1 protein-coding gene (running past one end of the window) is annotated in these 21749 nt (G+C 76.9%); it reads right to left on the bottom strand.

The window, feature by feature from the left end; genetic code table 11:
• Positions 1 to 21749, bottom strand: the 5' portion of a protein-coding gene (locus tag ACZ4W5_RS34055) for a type I polyketide synthase (protein ID WP_465658907.1). Its footprint begins 6238 nt before the window's first position; 21749 of the gene's 27987 nt are visible here — the first part of the coding sequence; its start codon is at positions 21747 to 21749; its stop codon lies off the left edge, out of view.

Below are 21749 nucleotides of genomic sequence, written 5' to 3'. Positions count from 1 at the left end.
GCGGCGGCGAGCAGGGACACCACACCGGCGAGCGGCCCGGCGGTCGGGGCCGGGCTCACGGCGTCACCCGCCACCGTCACCACCTCCGCTCCCAGACCCGCGAGCACCGCCGACGTCCAGGAGTCGTCCTGCCCCTCCGCCACGAGCGCCAGCCAGGTCCCCGGCAGAGCCTGCGGCCCGGTGGGCGCCGTGTAGGGCTTCCACACCGCCCGGTACCGCAGCCGGTCCGCGTCCGTGCGCTCGGTCCGGCGGCGGCGCCAGGCCGCGAGGGCGGGCAGCAGCACGCCGAGCGACGACTCGTCGGCCAGGCCCAGCGTCGTGCCCAGCTCCGCCGCGTCGGCGCGCTCGACGGCCGACCAGAAGGCGGCGTCCGCAGGGTCGCTCGCGCCGACGGGCTCGGGTGCGCGCTCGGGCCAGTACAGCTCGCGCTGGAACGGGTAGGTGGGCAGGTCGGTCCGGCGGGCGCCGGTGCCGTCGAAGAGCCGCGCCCAGTCGACCGGCACGCCCACGACGTGCAGGCGGGCCAGCCCCGTCACGAGTGAGTGCTCCTCCGGCCGGTCGCGGCGCAGGGTGGAGGCGGTGACGCCGCCCTCGCCCAGCCCCCGCTCGGCGAGGGCGGCGAGGACGCCGTCCGGGCCGAGCTCCAGGAACGCGGTGGCTCCCGCCTCCGCCAGGGCCCGGATGCCGTCGGCGAACCGGACGGTCTCGCGGACGTGGCGCACCCAGTAGTCGGGGGTCGTGAGGTCGCCATCCAGGGCGCCGGTCAGGTTGGAGATCACCGGGATCGAAGGGGCCCGGTAGGTCAGGCCGTTCAGGACCTCGCGGAAGTCCGCCAGCATCGGCTCCATCAGCGGCGAGTGGAACGCGTGCGAGACCCGCAGCCGCGTGGTCCGCCGGTCGGCGAAGTGCGCCTCGACCGCCGCGACGGCCTCCTCCGCCCCCGAAACCACCACCGACGTCGGCCCGTTCACCGCCGCGATCGACACGAACTCGCCCAGCAACGGCTGGACTTCGTCCTCCGAGGCCTCCACGGCGAGCATCGCGCCGCCCGCCGGCAGCGCCTGCATCAGCCGGCCCCGGGCCGCCACCACCGCGCACGCGTCCGCCAGCGAGAACACCCCGGCCACGTGCGCCGCGGCGATCTCACCGATCGAGTGCCCGGCCACGAACTCCGGTACCACACCGAACGATCCGAGCAGCCGGAACAACGCCACCTCGACGGCGAACAGCCCGGCCTGGGCGTAGTCCGTCCGGTCCGGCAAGGAAGCGTCCGTCCCCCACACGACGTCCCGGAGCGGCAGCTCCAGCTGCTGGTCCAGCCGGGCGCAGACGCCGTCGAAGGCCTCGGCGAACACCGGGAAGCGGGCGTACAACTCCCGTCCCATGCCCAGCCGCTGCGAGCCCTGCCCGGAGAACAGGAACGCGGTCGACGGCTCCCCCGCCACCCCGCGCGCGATCTCCACACCGTCCAGCAGCACCGCCCGGTGCCCGAGCGAGGCCCGCCCGACGGCCAGCGAGTGGGCGACGTCCAGCGCGGACGCCCCCTCGACCGAACCGAGCCGGGCGAGCGAAGCGTCCAGCGCGGCCTCGGACCTGGCGGAGACGACCCACGGCGCGGCGCCCACCGCCACCTGGGAAGCGGCGACCGGTTCGGCCGCAGGCGCCTGCTCCAGCAGGACGTGCGCGTTGGTGCCGCTGACGCCGAAGGCGGAGACGCCGGCCCGGCGCGGACGGCCGGTCCGCGGCCAGTCGCGGGCCTCCGTCAGGAGCTCCACGGCGCCGGCCGTCCAGTCGACGTGCCGGGAGGGCGCGTCGACGTGCAGCGTCCGGGGCAGCACCCCGGCGCGCAGCGCGAGCACCGTCTTGATCACCCCGGCGGCGCCGGCGGCGGCCTGGGTGTGCCCGAGGTTGGACTTCACCGAGCCGAGCAGGAGCGGCCGGTCCTCGGAGCGCTCCCGCCCGTACGCGGCGAGCAGGGCGTGCGCCTCGATCGGGTCGCCGAGGGCGGTGCCGGTGCCGTGCGCCTCGACGGCGTCGACCTCGGCGGCGGTCAGGCCGGCGTCGGCGAGGGCCGCGCGGATCACCCGCTGCTGGGCCCGGCCGTTGGGGGCCGTCAGCCCGTTCGAGGCGCCGTCCTGGTTGACGGCGGAGCCGCGCACGACGGCGAGCACCGGGTGCCCGTTGCGGCGCGCGTCGCTCAGCCGCTCCAGCACCAGGACGCCCGCGCCCTCGGACCACGCGGTGCCGTCGGCGCCGTCCGCGAAGGGCTTGCAGCGGCCGTCGGCGGCCAGTCCGCCCTGCGCGGTGAACTCGACGAAGGCGTCCGGGCTGGACATCACCGAGGCGCCGCCGGCGAGGGCCAGCGAGCACTCGCCGCCCCGCAGCGCGCGGGCGGCCAGGTGGAGCGAGACCAGGGCGGAGGAGCACGCGGTGTCGACGGTGACGGCCGGGCCCTCCAGCCCGAGGGTGTAGGACAGGCGGCCGGACAGGACGCTCGCGGTGTTGCCGGTGGCGGCGTGGCCGCGGACGTCGGCGGTGCCGCGGCGCAGCACGGTCAGGTAGTCCTGGCCGTTGGTGCCGACGAAGACGCCGGTGTCGCTGCCGCGCAGGCGGTCGGGGGCGATGCCGGAGCGCTCCAGGGCCTCCCAGGAGGTCTCCAGGAGCAGGCGCTGCTGGGGGTCCATGGCGAGGGCCTCGCGGGGCGAGATGCCGAAGAAGCGGGCGTCGAAGCGGCCGACGCCGTCCAGGAAGCCGCCGTGCAGGGTGGCGGAGCCGCCGCGGCCCAGGGCGTCGAGGTCCCAGCCGCGGTCGGCCGGGAAGGGGCGGATGGCGTCGGCGCCGTCGCCGAGCAGCCGCCAGAGGTCCTCGGGCGTCTCGATGCCGCCGGGGAAGCGGCAGGCCATGCCGACGATCACGACGGGGTCGTCGGTGAGGCCGCCCGCGGCCGGGGACCGGTCGGGCTCGGGGAGGGTGCCGAGGAGTTCGGCGAGGAGGTGGGCGGCCAGGTCGGCCGGGGTCGGGTGGTCGTAGACGAGGGTGGCGGGCAGGGTGAGGCCGGTGGCGGCGGTGAGGGCGTTGCGCAGTTCGACGGTGGTGAGGGAGTCCATGCCGAGGTCGGTGAAGGGCTGGTCGACGCCGACGCGTTCAGCTCCGGCGTGGCCGAGGACGGCCGCGACGCGGGTGCGCACGAAGTCCAGGACGAAGCGCTCCCTGGCCTGCTCGGACAGGTCGGCGAGGCGCTGCCGCAAGCCGGAGTCGGCGGCGGACGCAACCGGACGACCGGCCGCCCCGGCCAACCCGGAGATCAGCGGGACGGGCCGCTGCGCGGCGAAGACGGCGGCGAAGCGCTGCCAGTCGATGTCGGCGACGGTGAGCGCGGTGTCGTCGTGGTCGAGGGCCTGGCCGAGGGCGTCCAGGGCGCGCTCGGGTGCCATCGGTGCGTAGCCGCCGCGGCGCACCCGCTGTTCGACGCCGGCCCCGGCCATGCCGTCGCCGGCCCACGGGCCCCAGGCGAGGGCGGTGGCGCGCAGGCCGCGGGAGCGGCGCTGCTCGGCGAGGGCGTCGAGGTGGGCGTTGGCGGCGGCGTAGTTGGCCTGGCCGGCGGCGCCGAGGGTGCCGGCGGTGGAGGTGAAGAGGACGAAGGCGGCGAGGTCGGTGTCGCGGGTCAGCTCGTCGAGGTGGTGCGCGGCGTCGACCTTGGGGCGGAACACCTCGGCGAAGTGCTCGGCCGTCAGGGTGTCGAGGGTGCCGTCGGCGACGACGCCGGCGGTGTGGAAGACGGCGGTGAGCGGCCGGTCGGCGGGGACGGCGGCGAGGACGGCCGCGAGGGCGTCCCGGTCGGCGGCGTCGCAGGCGGCCAGGGTGACGTCGGCGCCGAGGGCGGCGAGATCGGCGCGCAGCTGCTCGGCGCCGGGGGCGTCCGCGCCGCGGCGGCTGAGCAGCAGCAGGTGTTCGGCCCCCCGGGCGGCGAGGCGGCGGGCGAGCTGCCCGCCGAGGCCGCCGGTGCCGCCGGTGATCAGGACGGTGCCGGCGGGCGCGTACGGGCGGGCGGCGGCGCGCTCGCCCGAGGGGCGGCGCACCAGGCGCCGGGCGAAGGTGCCGGAGGCACGGACGGCGAGCTGGTCCTCGCCGTCGGTGCGGGCGAGGGCGGCGGCCAGCCGGCGCAGCGCGGTGTCGTCGAGCTGCTCCGGCAGGTCGATCAACCCGCCCCAGCGGGTGGGCAGTTCGAGGGCGGCGGAGCGGCCGAGGCCCCAGACGGCGGCCTGCCGGGGGTCGGCGGGCCGGTCGGAGCGGCCGGTGGCGACGGCGCCGCGGGTGAGGCACCACAGCGGGGCCTCGACGCCCGCGTCGCCCAGGGCCTGGAGGGCGGTGACGGTGGCGGCGAGCGGGTCGTCGCCGAGGGCGAGCAGGGACAGGACGCCGGTGAACTCCCCCTCGGTCGACCGCAGTTCCGAGGCGAGTGCGGCCCGGTCGGCGGAGACCCGCAGGGTCGTGCCGTCGACGAGGCCGTCCACCCACGGCGCGTCCTCGGACGTGAGCACCAGCCAGCGGCCGGACGGCCGGGCCGCGGCGGCGCCCGTCGCGTCGAGCGGTGTCCAGGAGACGCGGTAGCGCCAGGAGTCCACGGTGGAGCGCTCGCGGCGGGCACGGCGCCAGGCCGAGAGGGCGCTCACGGTGTCGGTGTCGAGGTCGAGTCCGGTGCCGAGCGCCGCGAGGTCCCCGCGGTCGACGGCGGCCCAGAACTCGGCGTCCACCGGGTCGGCGCCGGCCGCCGCGGCGGGCCGCCCCTCCGGCCAGTAGCGCTCCCGCTGGAACGGGTACGTGGGCAGGTCGGCGCGGCGGGCGCCGGTGCCGGCGAAGACGGCCGCCCAGTCCGGGCGCTGGCCGCCCACGGCGAGCCGGGCGAGCGCGGCCGTGAGGGCCGGGACACCGGGCCGGCCGCGGCGCAGCGCGGGCACACCGGTGAGGCGGGCGCCGTCACCCAGGGTGGCGCGGGCGGCTGCGGTGAGGACGCCGTCGGGGCCGAGTTCGAGGAAGGCGGCGGCGCCGTGGCCGGCGAGGGCCTGGACGGCGTCGGCGAAACGGACCGTGCCGCGCACCTGCCGGGCCCAGTAGTCGGGCGCGGCGAGCTCGTCGGCGTCGGCGAGCTCGCCGGTGACGGTGGAGACGAGCGGGATCGCCGGGGCGTCGTAGGTGAGCGTGGCGGCGACGCGGGTGTACGCGTCGAGCATCGGTTCCATGTGCGGGGAGTGGAAGGCGTGCGAGACGCGCAGTCGCTTGGTGCGCCGCTCGGTGAACTCCCCGGCGATGCGCAGGACTTCGTCCTCGTCGCCCGCGATCACCACCGACCTGGGCCCGTTGACGGCGGCGATGGAGACGCCGTCCGTCAGCAGCGGCAGCACCTCCGCCTCCGTTGCCTCGACCGACACCATCGCTCCCCCACCGGGGAGTTCCGACATCAGGCGGGCACGGGCGGCCACCAGCGTGCAGGCGTCCGCCAACGAGAACACCCCAGCCACGTACGCCGCCGCGATCTCACCGATCGAATGCCCCACCACGAAGTCCGGACGCAGACCCCACGACTCCACCAGCCGGAACAGCGCCACCTCCAGCGCGAACAACGCCGGCTGCGCATACCCCGTGTCGTCCAGGAGCTGTCCTTCCTCGGCGAACAGGACGTCCCGCACGGGCCGTTCGTAGCCGAGGTCGAAGCGGGCGAGGACGGCGTCGAGCGCCTCCGCGTACACCGGGTACCGGTCGTACAGCTCGCGGCCCATGGCCGGGTACTGGCTGCCCTGGCCGGTAAACAGGAAGGCCAGGCCGCCGCCGGCCGCCCGGCCGGTGACGAGGGCGGCGTCCGGCAGGCCGTCGCGCAGGGCGGCGAGGGCGCGCCTCAGCTCGGCGCGGTCGCCGGTGGTGACGGCGGCGCGGTGGTCGAGCGCGGCGCGGGTGGTGGCGAGGGAGAACGCCAGGTCGGCGAGGGGCAGTTCGGGCTGCTCGTCGAGCGCGGTGAGCAGCCGCCCGGCGTGGGCGCGCAGGGCCTCCTCGGTGCGGGCGGACAGCGCGAACGGGACGGTGTCACCGTCCGCCGGCGCCGCCACCACGGAAGGTGCCGCGGCAGCGGCCGGGGCCTGTTCGAGGATCACGTGCGCATTGGTGCCGCTCAGCCCGAAGGAGGAGACGGCCGCCCGGCGCGGACGCCCGGTCTCGGGCCAGTCGCGCGCCTCGGCGAGGAGCTCGATGGCGCCCTCCGTCCAGTCGACGTGGCTGGACGGCCGGTCGATGTGGAGGCTGGCCGGGAGCACGCCGCTGCGCAGCGCGAGCACGGTCTTGATGACGCCGGCCACGCCGGAGGCCATCTGGGTGTGGCCGATGTTGGACTTCACCGAGCCGAGCAGGAGCGGGAGTTCGCGGTCCTGGCCGTAGGTGGCGAGGAGCGCCTGGGCCTCGATCGGGTCGCCGAGGCGGGTGCCGGTGCCGTGGCCCTCGACGGCGTCGACCTCGCCCGGGGCGAGCCGGGCAGCGGCGAGCGCGGCGCGGATCACCCGCTGCTGCGCGGGCCCGTTGGGCGCGGTGAGGCCGTTGGAGGCGCCGTCCTGGTTGACGGCGGAGCCGCGCAGGACGGCGAGCACCGGGTGGCCGAGCCGCTCGGCGTCGGAGAGGCGCTCGACCAGGACGAGGCCGACACCTTCGGCGAGGCTCATGCCGTCGGCGGCCTCGGCGTAGGCCTTGCAGCGGCCGTCGACGGCCATGGCGCGCTGGCGGCTGAAGCCGACGAACGCGTTGGGCGTGGCCATCACGCTGACGCCGCCGGCGAGCGCGAGCGAGCTCTCCCCGTTGCGCAGCGACTGGCAGGCCAGGTGCAGGGCGACGAGCGAGGAGGAGCACGCGGTGTCGAGCGTGACGGCCGGGCCCTCGAAGCCGAAGGTGTAGGAGAGCCGCCCGGACAGGACGCTCGGGATGGTGCCGGTGACGAGGTGGCCCTCGGCGCCGTCCTGGGCGGAGTCGCCGGGGCTGTAGTCCTGGTAGCTGGCGCCGATGAAGGTGCCGGTGAGGCTGCCGCGCAGGGTGGCCGGGTCGAGGCCGGCGCGCTCCATGGCCTCCCAGGCCGTCTCCAGGAGGAGGCGCTGCTGGGGGTCCATGGCGAGGGCCTCGCGCGGGGAGATGCCGAAGAACGCGGCGTCGAAGTCGGCGACGCTGCGCAGGAAGCCGCCGCGCACCGAGTAGGTGCGGCCGGGCGCGTCCGGGTCCGGGTCATACAGCCCCTCGGTGTCCCAGCCGCGGTCGGCCGGGAACTCGGTGATGGCGTCGCCGCCCGAGGTGACGAGCCGCCACAGGTCCTCGGGCGAGGCGATCCCGCCGGGGTAGCGGCAGCTCATGCCGATGATGGCGATCGGCTCGTCCGGCGCGACGGCGGTCGTCCCCTCGACCGGCCCCTCGACAGCCGCGCCGGCGGTCTTCTCCCGCAGGAAGCGCACCAGGGCGAGCGGGTTCGGGTGGTCGAACACGAGGGTGCTGGGCAGCGTGAGCCCGGTCGCGGCGGCCAGTCGGTTGCGCAGGTCGACGGCGGTCAGCGAGTCGAAGCCGACGTCGCGGAAGGCCCGCTGCTCCGACAGCACGTCGGGCGAGGCGTGCCCGAGCGTGGTCGCCGCCTCGGCGCGGACCAGGTCCAGCAGGCGGCGCTCCTGCTCGGCGGCCGGCAGGGCGCGCAGCCGGGCGGCGAACTCGCCGTCCCCGGAGGGGCGTTCGGCGGCCTCGGTGAGGCGGCGTACCTCGGGCACGTCCTCGAAGAGGTCGGTCGGGCGGCCGGAGGTGAAGACCGGGTGGTAGCGCTCCCAGTCGACGTCGGCGATCGCGAGCACCTGCTCGTCGGCGTCCAGGGCCTGGCGCAGCCCGTCCAGGGCGAGCGAGGGGTCCATGAAGACCAGGCCGCTGCGCCGGATCTGCCCGGGGTCGACGCGGCCGAGTTTCAGGTCGTCGGCCCAGATGCCCCAGGAGATCGCGGTGGCCCGGCCGCCGCGGGCGCGGCGGTGCTCGGCGAGCGCGTTGAGGTAGGCGTTGCCGGCGACGTAGGCGGCGTGCCGGCCGCTGCCCCACAGGCCGGCGGTGGAGGAGTAGAGCACGAAGGCGTCGAGCTGGTCGTCGGGCAGGAGCTCGTCGAGGTGGCGGGCGCCGGCGGTCTTGGCGTGCAGGACCTTGGCGAAGGCCTCGTGGGTGGTCTCCTCGATCGACAGCAGTTCGATGACGGCGGCGGTGTGGACGACGGTGCGCACCTCGTGGCCGGCGGCGGCCAGGTCGGCGAGCATCGCCGCGACGGCGTCGCGGTCGGTGAGGTCGCAGGCGGCCATCTCTGCGGCGCAGCCCGCGGCGGCGAGTTCGGCGAGCAGTTCGGCTGCGCCGGGCGCGGTGGCGCCGCGGCGGCTGGTGAGCACGATCCGCTCGGCGCCCTCGGCGGCGAGGCGGCGGGCCAGGTGCGGGGCGAGGGTGCCGGTGCCGCCGGTGATGAGGACGGTGCCGCGCAGCGGCCCGGCCTCGCGGCGGGTGGCGGCCTCGGCGCGCACGATGCGGCGGGCGTAGGCGCCGGAGGGGCGGATCGCCACCTGGTCCTCGACGCGGGCGGCCAGCACGGCGGCCAGCCGCTCGCCGGCGCGCCGGTCGAGCGCGACGGGCAGGTCGACGACGCCGCCGAAGCGCTGCGGGTGCTCCAGGGCGGCCGTCCAGCCGAGGCCGTGGACCTGCGCCTGCACCGGGTTGGTCACCCGGTCGGTGCGCCCGGCGGCGACAGCGCCGCGGGTGAGGCACCACAGCGGGGCGTCCTGCCCGGCGTCGCCGAGGGCCTGGATCAGCGCGAGGGTGAGCGCGACGCCCTCGGGCAGGGCGGGATGGCGTTCGCTCGGCCGCTCGGCGGAGGCGAGCAGGGAGACGATGCCCGAGAGGTCGGCCGGTTGCAGGAGCGCGGCGAGCCGCTGCCGGTCGGAGCAGGTGTCGTCCAGGACGAGGCGTTCGACGCTCGCGCCGTGCGCGGTGAGGGTCTCCGCGACGTCCTCTCCCTCGTCGGCGGAGGCGGTGACGAGCAGCCAGGTGCCGTCCAGGCGGGCGGACGCGGCGGTCAGCGGCTTCCAGGTCGCCCGGTAGCGCCAGGAGTCGACCGTCGAGCGGTCCCGCCGGCGGCGGTGCCAGTCGGTCAGCGCGGGCAGCACCGGCGCGAGCGCGCCGCTGTCGATGCGCAGCCGGGCGGCCAGCGCCTCGACGTCGGCCTCCTCGACGGCGCTCCAGAACTCGCCGTCCTCCGGCTGCCCGCCGGGCCGGGGCGCGACGGCCCACAGGTGCTCGTGCTGGAAGGCGTAGGTGGGCAGCGGCACGCGGCGCCCGCCGGCGGTGCGGGCGGACCAGTCGGCCCGGCCGCCGCGGACGAAGGCCTCGGCGAGGGAGGTGAGGAAGCGGTCGGTGCCGCCCTTGTCGCGGCGCAGGGTGCCGACGGCGGTGGCGCGGTCGCCACGGTCCTCGGCGGTGGCCTCGATCGCCATGGTGAGCACGGTGTGCGGGCTGACCTCGACGAACAGGCTGTGGCCCTGGGCCATGAGCTCGCGCACGGCCGGGTCGAAGCGGACCGGGTTGCGCAGGTTGCGGTACCAGTAGCCGGCGTCCATGGCGGTGCTGTCGAGCCACTCGCCGGTGACGGTGGAGAAGAACGGCACCTCGGCGGCGCGCGGGTGCACGGGGGCGAGGTCGGCCAGGAGGTCGTCCCTGAGGAGTTCGACCTGGGCGGAGTGCGAGCCGTAGTCCACGCTGATCCGCCGGGCGCGCAGGCCCTCGGCCTCGAACTCGGCCATCAGCTCGTCGAGTTCACCGGCCGGGCCGGCGACGACGACGGTCCGCGGCCCGTTCACGGCGGCGACGGCGAGCCCGCCGGAGCGCGAGCGCAGCCGCTCCTCGGCCTCCTCCGCGGACAGCGGCACCGAGACCATCCCGCCGGAGCCCGCCAGGACACGGCCGATCAGCCGGCTGCGCAGGGCGGCCACCCGGGCGCCGTCCTCCAGGGAGAGCGCCCCGGCGACGACGGCGGCGGCGATCTCGCCCTGGGAGTGGCCCACCACGGCATCCGGGTGGATGCCGTGGGCGCGCCAGACCTCGGCGAGCGCCACCATGACGGCGAAGGTCGCGGGCTGGACGACGTCGACGCGGTCGAGGGCGGGCGCGCCCTCGACCTGGCGCAGCACGTCGAGCAGCGACCAGTCGACGTGCCCGGACAGGGCCGCCGCGCACTCGGCGATGCGCGCGGCGAACACCGGCGACTCGTCGAGCAGCTGGGCGCCCATGCCGGCCCACTGGGAGCCCTGGCCGGGGAAGACGAAGACGGTGCGGCCGCCGTCCTCGGCGAGGCCCTGGACGGCGTTCGGCGCGGAGGCGCCGGCGGCGAGCGCGGCGAGGCCCGCACGCAGTTCGGCGGCGTCGGCGCCGAGCACGACGGCGCGGTGTTCGAAGAGCGCGCGGGTGGTCAGCAGGGTGTGGGCGACGTCGTGCGGGCGCAGGTCCGGCTCGGCGTCGAGGTGGTCGGCCAGGCGCGCGGCCTGGGCCTGCAGGGCGGCGGGGGTGCGGGCGGAGAGCAACCACGGCAGGACGCCGTCCGACGCCTCGGCGGTCTCCGTCGGGAGCGCGGCCGGCGCCTCCTCCAGCACGACGTGGGCGTTGGTGCCGCTGATGCCGAAGGAGGAGACCGCACAGCGGCGGATCCGCTCGCCGGCCGGCCACGGTGTGGCCTCGTCGAGCAGGGTGACGGTCCCGGGTGTCCAGTCGATGTGCGAGGACGGCTCGCCGGCGTGCAGGGTGGCCGGGAGCACGCCGTGGCGCAGCGCCTGGACCATCTTGATCACTCCGGCGACGCCCGCCGCCGACTGGGTGTGGCCGATGTTGGACTTGAGCGAGCCGAGCCGCAGCGGGCGCCGTGGGTCGCGGTCGCGCCCGTAGGCGGCCTGGAGGGCCTGGGCCTCGATCGGGTCGCCGAGGGCGGTGCCGGTGCCGTGCGCCTCGACGGCGTCGACGTCGTCGGGGGTGAGGCCCGCGTTGTGCAGGGCCTGGCGGATGACGCGCTGCTGGGACGGCCCGTTCGGCGCGGTGAGCCCGTTGGAGGCGCCGTCCTGGTTGATCGCGGAGCCGCGGATGACGGCGAGCACCTGGTGGCCGTTGCGCTCGGCGTCGGAGAGCCGCTCCAGGACGACGACGCCGACGCCTTCGGCGAGGGTCATGCCGTCGGCGGCCTCGGAGAAGGCCTTGCAGCGGCCGTCGGCGGCGAGGGCGCGCTGGCGGCTGAAGGCGATGAAGGCGTTGGGGTTGGTCATGACGGTGGCGCCGCCGGCGAGCGCGAGGGAGCTCTCGCCGCCGCGCAGCGACTGGCAGGCCAGGTGCAGCGCGACGAGCGACGAGGAGCACGCGGTGTCGACCGTGACGGCCGGGCCCTCCAGGCCGAACAGGTAGGCCAGGCGCCCGGAGAGCACGCTCGGGCTGGTGCCGGTGACGGCGTGCCCGGCGGAGCTGTCGTCCATGCCGAGCCCGTACTCCTGGTACGTGGACCCGATGAAGGTGCCGGTGGCGCTGCCGTGGACGGAGGTCGGGTCGATGCCCGCGGACTCCAGGGCCTCCCAGGTGGTCTCCAGCAGCAGGCGCTGCTGGGGGTCCATGGCGAGGGCCTCGCGCGGGGAGATGCCGAAGAACGCGGCGTCGAACTCGCCGGCCCCGTGCAGGAACCCGCCCTGGGTCGAGTACGTGCGGCCGGGGGTGTCCGGGTCGGGGTCGAAGAGGCCGGTGTCCCAGCCGCGGTTCTCCGGGAACTCGGAGATGGCGTCGGTGCCCTCGGCGACGAGCCGCCACAGCTGCTCGGGGTCTGCCGCGCCGCCGGGGAAGCGGCAGCCCATGCCGACGATCGCGATCGGCTCGTCCGGGTCGGCGGCGGCGACCGGGAGCGCCGTCGCGTCCTGCGGTGCGTCGAGCAGTTCGCCGCGCAGGAACGCGGCGAGCGCGACCGGCGTCGGGTGGTCGAAGGCCATGGTGCTGGGCAGCGGAAGGCCGGTCAGCGCGGCGAGGCGCTTGCGCAGCTCGACGGCGGTCAGCGAGTCGAACCCGGCGTCGCGGAAGGCCCGCTTCTCGGGCACGCCGTCGACCGAGCCGTGGCCGAGGACGGCGGCGGCCTCCCGGCGCACCAGGTCGACGAGCAGGCGGTCGCGCTCGGCCTCGGCCAGGCCGCGCAGGCGGCCGACGAGGTCGGAGGCGGCCCCGGCACCGGCCGCGGCGCCGCGGGCGAGGGCGCGGACCTCGGGCAGCTCGTCGAACAGGACACTCGGCCGGGCGGCGGTGAAGACCGGGGCGTAGCGCTCCCAGTCGACATCCGCGACGGTCACGGCGACGTCCTCGTGGACGATCGCGCGGCGCAACTCGGTGAGCGCGGTCTCCGGGGCGAGGAAGCGCAGGCCTTGGCGGCGCAGGCCGTCGGAGACGGCCTCGTGGGCGGCCATGCCGGCGCCGGCCCACGGGCCCCAGGCGATCGAGGTGGCGGCCAGGCCGCGGGCGCGACGGTTCTCGGCGAGGGCGTCGAGGTAGGCGTTGGCCGCGGCGTAGGCGCTCTGGCCGGCGCTGCCCCAGATGCCGGCGACGGAGGAGAAGAGGACGAAGAAGTCCAGGTCGTGGTCGGCGAGGAGGGCGTCGAGGTGGGCGGCGCCCTGGAGCTTGGCGGCGGTGAGCGCGGCGACGTCGGCGACCGGGGTGTCCGCGAGCGGGGCGGCCTGGCCGACGCCGGCGGCGTGCACGACGCCGGTCAGCGGGTGTTCGGCCGGGACGGCGGCGAGGACGGCGGCGAGCGCGTCGCGGTCGGCGACGTCGCACGCGACGACGGCGGCGGAGGCGCCGAGTTCGGCGAGTTCGGCGACGAGTTCGGCGACGCCGGGGGCGGCCGGCCCGCGGCGGCCGGTGAGCACGAGGTGCCGGGCGCCACTGCGGGCCAGCCAGCGGGCGACCTCGGCGCCGAGCGCGCCGGTGCCGCCGGTGACGAGGACGGTGCCCCCGGCGGTGAACTCCTCGGCGCGGGGCAGCTCGTCGACGGCGTGCCGCACCAGGCGGCGGCCGTAGGCGGCGCTGCCGCGCAAGGCGATCTGGTCCTCTCCCCCGCGCCTACTGCTCGCGAGAACGCCGACGAGGCCCTGCACCGTCGGCGCGTCCAGCACCGGCGGCAGGTCGACCAGCCCGCCGGGCGCCTGCGGGCGCTCCAGGGCGGCGACCCGGCCCAGGCCCCACGCGGCGGCCTGGACGGGGTTGGTGAGCGGATCGGCGGGCCCGGTGGAGACGGCGCCGCGGGTGACGGTCCACAGCGGTGCGGCGGAGCGCAGGTCGCCGAGGGCCTGGGCGAGGACGACGCCGAGCGCGACGCCCTCCGGCAGGCCGGGCCCGGGGACGGGCCGGTCGGCCAGCGGGACGAGCGACAGGATGCCGCTCAGCTGACCGAAGTCCGCGATCCGGTCGGCGAGTTCACCGCGGTCGCGGGAGTCCTCGGCGAGCACCAGGCGCTCCAGGCGGGCGCCGTGGCCGCGCAGGGCGTCGAGGAGCTCGTCGTCGTCCACGGCGTCGGTGGTGACGACCAGCCAGGTGCCGTCCAGCACGGGCGCAGCCGCCGGGCGCACGGGCCGCCAGTGGACCCGGTAGCGAGCCGCGTCGAGCTGGGCCTTCTCGTGCCGGGTGCGGCGCCAGTCGGCGAGGGCGGGCAGGAGGGCGTAGAGGCCGGCGTGCTGTTCGTCGCGAAGGCCGAGCAGGCCGGCGAGTTCGGCGGCGCTGCCGCGCTCGACGGCGCCCCACAACGCGGAGTCGGCGGGGTCGGCGGCCGACGGGTGGGCGGCGTCGGGCTCGGGTTCGGGCCAGTAGCGCTCGTGCTGGAACGCGTAGGTGGGCAGGCCGGTGCGGCGGGCGCCGGTGCCCGCGTACAGCGCGGCCCAGTCGAGGGCGTGGCCGCGCACGTGGAGCGCGGCCAGGGCGAGGGCGGCGGTCCGCTCCTCGGGGCGCCCGGCGCGCAGCAGCGGGACGACCGCCACGGAGGTCTCGCCGACGAGGACCTCCTCGGCGAGCGCGGACAGCACGCCGTCCGGGCCGAGTTCGAGGAAGGTGACGGCGCCGGCCGCGCGGGCGGCGCGGACGCCGTCGGCGAAGCGCACGGCCCGGCGCACGTGCTCGACCCAGTAGTCGGGTGAGCACAGCTCGGCCTCGGTGGCGAGCTCGCCGGTGCTGTCGGAGACCAGCGGGATGGCCGGCGCGCGGAAGTCCAGCTCCGCGACGGTGCGCCGGAACTCCTCCAGCATCGGCTCCATCAGCGGCGAGTGGAAGGCGTGCGAGACGCGCAGCCGCTTGGTCCGGCGGCCCTCGGCCGCGAACTCTTCGGCGATGCTCAGGACTTCGTCCTCCAGGCCGGAGATCACCACGGCCCGCGGCCCGTTGACGGCCGCGACGGACACCCCGGACACCAGGCGCGGCAGCACCTCGTCCTCGGCGGCCTCGACGAAGACCATGGCGCCACCCTCGGGCAGCGCGTCCATGAGCCGGGCCCGGGCGGCGACGAGCGCGCAGGCGTCGGCCAACGACAGCACCCCGGCGCAGTGCGCGGCGGCGATCTCTCCGACGGAGTGACCGAGCAGCACGTCGGCGCGCACGCCGAGCGAGGCGACCAGACGGAACAGGGCGACCTCGACGGCGAAGATCGCGGGCTGCGCCCAGCCGGTACGGTGCAGCGGTTCCTCGTCCTCGCCCCACAGCACGTCGCGCAGCGGGCGCTCCAGCCGGGGGCCGAACTCGCGCAGCACCTCGTCCAGCGCCTCGGCGAACACCGGGTAGCGCTTCGCGAGTTCGCGTCCGGTGCCGAGGCGCTGGGCGCCCTGGCCGGCGAACAGCACGGCGAGCTTGCCGGCGCCGGTCTCGCCCGCGACCAGTCCGGCGGCGGACTCGCCCGCGGCGAGGGCCCTCAGGGCGGCGAGGAGCTCGTCGAGGTCTCCGCCGACGGCGACGGCGCGGTGGTCGAAGCCGGAGCGGGTGGTGGCGAGCGAGAGGCCGAGGTCGGCCGGGTTCGCGGCCGGGCCCGCGGTGGCGAAGGCGCGCAGGCGCGCGGCCTGGTCGCGCAGCGCGGCCGGGCTGCGGCCGGCCAGCGGCCACAGCAGGACGGGCTCGGCGACGGCCGGAGCGGCGTTCCGGACGGCGACGGCGGGGGCCTGTTCGAGGATGACGTGGGCGTTGGTGCCGCTGAAACCGAAGGAGGACACGCCGGCCCGGCGCGGGCGGCCGGTCTCCGGCCAGTGCGCCTCCTCGGTCAGCAGCTCCACCGCGCCCTCCTCCCAGTCCACGTGGGAGGACGGCTCGGCCGCGTGCAGGGTGCGGGGCACGACGCCGTGCCGCATCGCCAGCACCATCTTGATCACGCCCGCGACGCCCGCGGCGGCCTGGGTGTGGCCGAGGTTGGACTTCACCGAGCCGAGCAGCAGCGGGAGTTCGCGGTCCTGGCCGTAGGTCGCCAGCAGGGCCTGGGCCTCGATCGGGTCACCCAGCGAGGTGCCGGTGCCGTGTGCCTCGACGACGTCGACGTCCGCCGTCGCCAGCCCGGCGGTGGCCAGGGCCTGGCGGATCACGCGCTGCTGGGACGGCCCGTTGGGCGCGGTGAGCCCGTTGGAGGCCCCGTCCTGGTTGACGGCCGAGCCGCGCACGACGGCCAGCACCTCGTGCCCGTTGCGGCGCGCGTCGGACAGTCGCTCCAGGGCGATCACGCCGACGCCCTCGGACCAGCCGACGCCGTCGGCCCGGTCGGAGAAGGCCTTGCAGCGCCCGTCCGGGGCCAGGCCGCGCTGGCGGGAGAACTCGATCAGCGAGGTCGGGGTGGACATCACCGTCACGCCGCCGGCCAGTGCGAGCGTGCACTCTCCGGTGCGCAGGGCCTGCATGGCCCAGTGCATGGCGACGAGCGAGGACGAGCACGCGGTGTCGACGGTGACGGCCGGGCCCTCCAGGCCGAGCGCGTACGAGACGCGGCCGGAGGCGATGCTCGGCGAGGTGCCGCTGCCCTGGTGGCCCTCGAAGCGGCCGCCCGCGAGCAGCGCGGAGTAGTCGTTGTACATCACGCCGGCGAACACGCCGGTGCGGCTGCCGCGCAGCGACACCGGGTCGATGCCGGCCCGCTCGACCGCCTCCCAGCAGGCCTCCAGCAGCAGGCGCTGCTGGGCATCGGTGGCCAGCGCCTCGCGCGGGCTCATGCCGAAGAAGCCCGGGTCGAAGTCGGCGGCCTCGTGCAGGAAGCCGCCGAAGCGGGTGTAGCTGGTGCCGAGGTGGTCCGGGTCCGGGTGGTAGAGCGCCTCGACGTCCCAGCCGCGGTCGGTGGGCAGGCCGGAGATCGCGTCGGCGCCCTCGCGCAGCAGGCGCCAGAGGTCCTCGGGCGAGGCGACGCCGCCGGGGTAGCGGCAGCTCATGCCGACGATGACGATCGGGTCGTCGTCGGCCGCCGCCCGCACGGGGGCCGCGGCGGCGGGCGCCCGGTCACCCGTCAGGCCGTCCAGGACGTGCCCGGCGAGGGCGGTGACGGTCGGGTAGTCGAAGACGACGGTCGCGGAGGTGCGCAGGCCGGTGGCGGCGCTCAGGCGGTTGCGCAGCTCGACGGCGGTGAGCGAGTCGAAGCCGAGGTCCTGGAACGGGCGGTGCGGGTCTACCTCGGCGGCGTCGGCGTGCCGCAGCACGGCCGCCACCTGGGCACGGACCAGGTCGACGACGGCCTCGGTGCGGGCCCGCCCGTCCAGCCCGGCGAGCCGCCGGGTGAGGGCGCCGGCCGCCTCGCCGGCGGCCACGGCGGCGCGCCGTGCGGGGGTGCGGATCAGGCCGCGCAGCAGCGGCGGCACCTCGCCCCGGGCGCGCAGCGCCGGGAGGTCGAGGCGGACGGGCAGCAGGACGGCTTCGGGGCGGGCGAGGGCGGCGTCGAACAGCGCAGTGCCGTCGGCCTCGGAGAGCGCCGGGGTGCCGAGCCCGGCGAGCCGGTCGAGGTCCGCGTCGGTGAGCCCTCCGGTCATTCCGCCGACGGGGGCCCAGGGGCCCCAGCCGAGTGCGAGTCCGGGCAGACCGGCGGCGCGGCGGGTGCGCACGAGCGCGTCCGCGAAGGCGTTGCCCGCGGCGTAGTTGGCCTGCCCGGCCGCGCCGACGGTGCCGGAGAAGGAGGAGAAGACGACGAACGCGGCGAGGTCGAGCGCCCGCGTGGCCTCGTGGAGGTGCCACAGGGCGTCGGCCTTGGGCCGCAGGACGGCGGCCAGGCGCTCGGGGGTGAGCTGTTCGACGACGCCGTCGTCGAGGACGCCCGCGGCGTGCACCACGGCGGTCAGCGGGTGACCGAGGGGCACGCCCGCGATCAGGCGTTCGACGGCGGCGCGGTCGCTGACGTCGCACGCCTCGACGGCGACCTCGGCGCCCGCCGCGGTGAGCCGCGCGACCAGGTCGGCGGCGCCTTCGGCCGCGGCTCCTCGGCGGCTCGCGAGCACGAGGCGACGAACGCCGTGCTCGGCCACCAGGTGCCGGGCGAGGACGGCGCCGAGGCCGCCGGTGCCGCCGGTGATCAGGACGGTCCCGTCCGGGCTCCACGCTGCGCCGGTCCCGGCCACCGCGGCCGCGCGGGCCAGCCGGGCCGCCAGCACGGCGCCGCCGCGCACGGCCAGCTGCGGCTCGTCACCGCCCAGGGCCCGCTCGGGCAGCGGACCGCCGGCCGGATCCAGGTCGACCAGGCCGAACCGGCCCGGGTGCTCGGCCTGCGCGGAGCGCACCAGGCCCCACACGGCGGCCGCGGCCGGGTCGGTGACCTCGCCGTCCGCCGCCGTCGCGACGGCGCCGCGGGTCACGAAGACCAGCCGGCCGTCCGAGTCCGCCGCGAGCCACTCCTGGACCCGGGCCAGCGCCAGGGCCGTCAGCGCGTGGGCCGAGCCGACCGGGTCGGCCTGGTCCCCCGCGAGCGGCACGAGCACCACCTCGGCCGGCCCCTCGCCCGCCGACGGGAGGACGCCGAGCCCGAGCGGATCCGCGTTCGGGACGGCCACCGAGGCGGGCGACTGTCCACCGCCGCGCGGCCGGGACCAGCGCAGCTCGAACATCGCGTCCCGCACCGGCCCCGCGCCCGCCCCGGCGAGCGCCGGCAGCGGTCGCAGCAGCAACGAGCCGACCGAGACGACCGGGCCGCCCGCCGCGTCGGCGATCTCGACGGCGACCGAGTCGTCCCCGGTCGCGGACAGCCGCACCCGCACCACCGACGCACCCGCCGCGTGCAGACTGACGTCCTGCCAGGAGAACGGCACCCCGCCGAGCCCGAGGAACGCCGTCGCGTGCAGCGCCGCGTCCAGCAGCGCCGGGTGCATCCCGAACGCGCCCGCCTCGCCACTCGCGCCCTCGTCCAGCGCGACCTCGGCGAACACGTCCTCGCCGCGCCGCCAGGCCGCGCACAGCCCGCGGAACGCCGGGCCGTAGCGGAAGCCGGCGCCGACGAGGCGCTCGTCCAGGCCGTCCAGGTCCAGCGCCTCGGCGCCGGCCGGCGGCCACTGCGTGAACTCCTCTGCGGCGAAGCGCTGTTCATCCGCCGAGTAGCCCGGCGCGAGGATGCCGTCGGCGTGCTGCGTCCACGGGGCGTCCTCATCACCCTCGGGGCGGGCGTAGACCCCGACGGTGCGCCGCCCGCTCGTGTCGGCCCGTCCGGCCCACACCTGCACCTGCACGCCACCCTGTTCGGGCAGCGGCAGGGGCGCGGTGAGCGTCAGCTCCTCGACGCGCTCGCAGCCGACCTCGTCGCCCGCACGCACGGCGAGTTCCAGGAAGGCCGTGCCGGGCAGCAGCACGGTTCCGTCGACGCCGTGGTCGGCCAGCCACGGGTGGGTGCGCAGCGAGAGCCGGCCGGTCAGCAGCAGGCCGTCGGTGTTGGCGAGGGAGACGGCGGCGGCGAGCAGCGGGTGGTTGGCCGAGCCGAGCCCTGCGGCGCGGACGTCGCCGGTGCGCGAGAGCGCGCTCTTCGGCCAGTAGCGCCTGTGCTGGAAGGCGTAGGTCGGCAGGTCGGCACGGCGGGCGCCGGTGCCCTCGAAGTAGGCGTCCCAGTGCACCGGGACCCCGCGCACGTGCAGGCCGGCGAGTGCCTCGGTGAGCGCCTCGGTCTCGTCGCGGCCGGGGCGCAGCGCGGCGAGGGCGCGGCGACCTTCGCCGGCCGGCTCGTCGAGGGCTCCCTGGGCGAGCGCGGCGAGGGCACCGTCCGGGCCGAGTTCGAGGAACAGCCCGGCGCCGTGCCCGCCGAGCCAGCCGACGGCGTCGGCGAAGCGGACGGCCTGGCGGGCCTGGTCGGCCCAGTAGTCGGCGGAGGTGAGCTGCTGGACGGTGGCGAGCGTGCCGGTGAGCGTCGAAACGAGCGGGATCGCGGGCGCCTGCGGGTCCAGCCCGGCGACGACGGCACGGAACTCGTCGAGCATCGGGTCCATGAGCGGCGAGTGGAAGGCGTGCGAGACGCGCAACCGCCTCACCTTGCGGCCGAGTTCGGTGAAGTGCGCGCCGACGGCACCGGCCGCTGCGGTCTCGCCCGCGACGACCACGCTCCGCGGCCCGTTGACGGCTGCCAGCGACACGCCGTCGCCGAGCAGCGGGAGGACCTCCTCCTCGCTCGCCTGCACCGCGACCATGGCGCCGCCGGCCGGCAGGGCCTGCATCAGGCGGGCGCGGGCGGCGACCAGGACGCACGCGTCGGCGAGGGTGAACACCCCGGCGACGTGCGCGGCGGCGATCTCGCCGACGGAGTGGCCGGCCAGGAAGTCCGGGCGCACGCCCCAGGACTCCAGCAGCCGGTACAACGCGACCTCGACGGCGAACAGCGCGGGCTGCGCGTGACCGGTGCGGTTCAGGGCGTCCTCGTCGGCACCCCAGATCACCTCGCGCAGCGGCGCGCCCGGCCGGCCTTCGAGCTGGCCGTCGAGCCGGGTGAGCACCTCGTCCAGCGCGGCGGCGAACACCGGGAAGCGGGCGGCGAGTTCGCGGCCCATGCCGAGGCGCTGCGAGCCCTGGCCGGCGAACAGGAAGGCAAGCTTGCCGCGCCCCTGGGTGGTGCCGAGCACCGCCCGGCCGTCGCCCTCGCCGTCCGCGAGCGCGGTGAGCGCCGCGACGGCCTCGGCGCGGCCGGCCGCGGTGACGACGGCGCGGTGCTCCAGGGCGGCGCGGGTGGTGGCGAGCGCGTGGGCGAGGTCGGCGTCGGAGCCCTCGGCGTCCGCCGCCAGGAAGGCGACCAGCCGCCGGGCCTGGGCGCGCAGCGCCTCGGGGGTACGGCCGGAGACCAGCCAGGGCAGCGCCCCGGCCTCGACGGCCCCGGAGGCGGGCGCCTCCTCCGCAGCCGGGGCCTCCTCGACGATGGCGTGCGCGTTGGTGCCGCTGAGGCCGAAGGACGAGACGCCCGCCCGGCGCGGCTCGGCGCCCCGCGGCCACGGCGTCGCCTCGGTCAGCAGCCGGACGGCGCCGGACTCCCAGTCGACGTGCGTCGACGGCTCGTCCACGTGCAGCGTGCGGGGCAGCAGCTCGTGCCGCAGCGCCAGCACCGTCTTGATCACTCCGGCCATGCCCGCCGCGGCCTGGGTGTGGCTCAGGTTCGACTTCACCGAGCCGAGCAGCAACGGGCGTTGCGGGTCCCGGCCGCGCCCGTAGGTGGCGAGCAGCGCCTGGGCCTCGACCGGGTCACCGAGGACGGTGCCGGTGCCGTGTGCCTCGACCGCGTCCACCTGGTCGGCGGAGAGCCGCGCGTTGCGCAGCGCCTGCTCGATGACGCGCTGCTGGGACGGCCCGTTGGGCGCGGTGAGCCCGTTGGAGGCGCCGTCCTGGTTGACGGCGGTGCCGCGCACGACGGCCAGCACCCGGTGCCCGTTGCGCCGGGCCACCGAAAGCCGCTCCAGGACGAGCACGCCCACGCCCTCGGCCCAACCGGTGCCGTCCGCGGCGTCGGCGAAGGAGCGGCAGCGACCGTCCGAGGCCAAGCCGCCCTGACGGGCGAACTCGACGAAGGTCGTGGGGGTCGACATGACGGTCACGCCCGCGGCGAGCGCCATGCCGCACTCCCCCGCGCGCAGCGACTGGGCAGCCAGGTGGAGCGCGACGAGCGACGACGAACACGCGGTGTCGACGGTGACGGCCGGGCCGACGGCGCCGAGGACGTAGGAGAGGCGGCCGGAGATCACGCTGGTCGCGTTGCCGGTCAGCACGAAGCCCTGGACGTCGTCGTCCGGCCCGGTGCGGTAGTCCTGCGGCATCGCACCGACGAAGACGCCGGTGCGGGTGCCGCGGACGCTGCTCGGGTCGATGCCTGCCCGCTCGACGGCCTCCCAGGACGCCTCCAGCAGGACGCGCTGCTGCGGGTCCATGGACAGCGCCTCACGCGGCGAGATGCCGAAGAAGCCCGGGTCGAAGTCGGCGGCGCCCTGCAGGAACCCGCCCCGGACGTCGACCGGCCCGGCCGCCGGGTCGAGCTCCCAGCCGCGGTCGGCGGGCAGGCCGGTGATGCCGTCCTCGCCGGCGACGAGCATCGCCCAGAGGTCCTCCGGAGACGCGACCCCGCCGGGGAAGCGGCAGCTCATTCCCACGATGGCGATCGGCTCCCGGGCGGCCGCCTCCAGCTCGTCCACCCGCTGCCGGGAGCGCTGGAGGTCCGCGCTGGCCCGCTTGAGGTAGTCCCGGAGCTTCTGTTCCTTGTCCAT

The sequence above is a fragment of the Kitasatospora sp. NPDC029367 genome, assembly GCF_055569135.1.
This window is presented reverse-complemented; position numbering and strand designations above follow the sequence as displayed.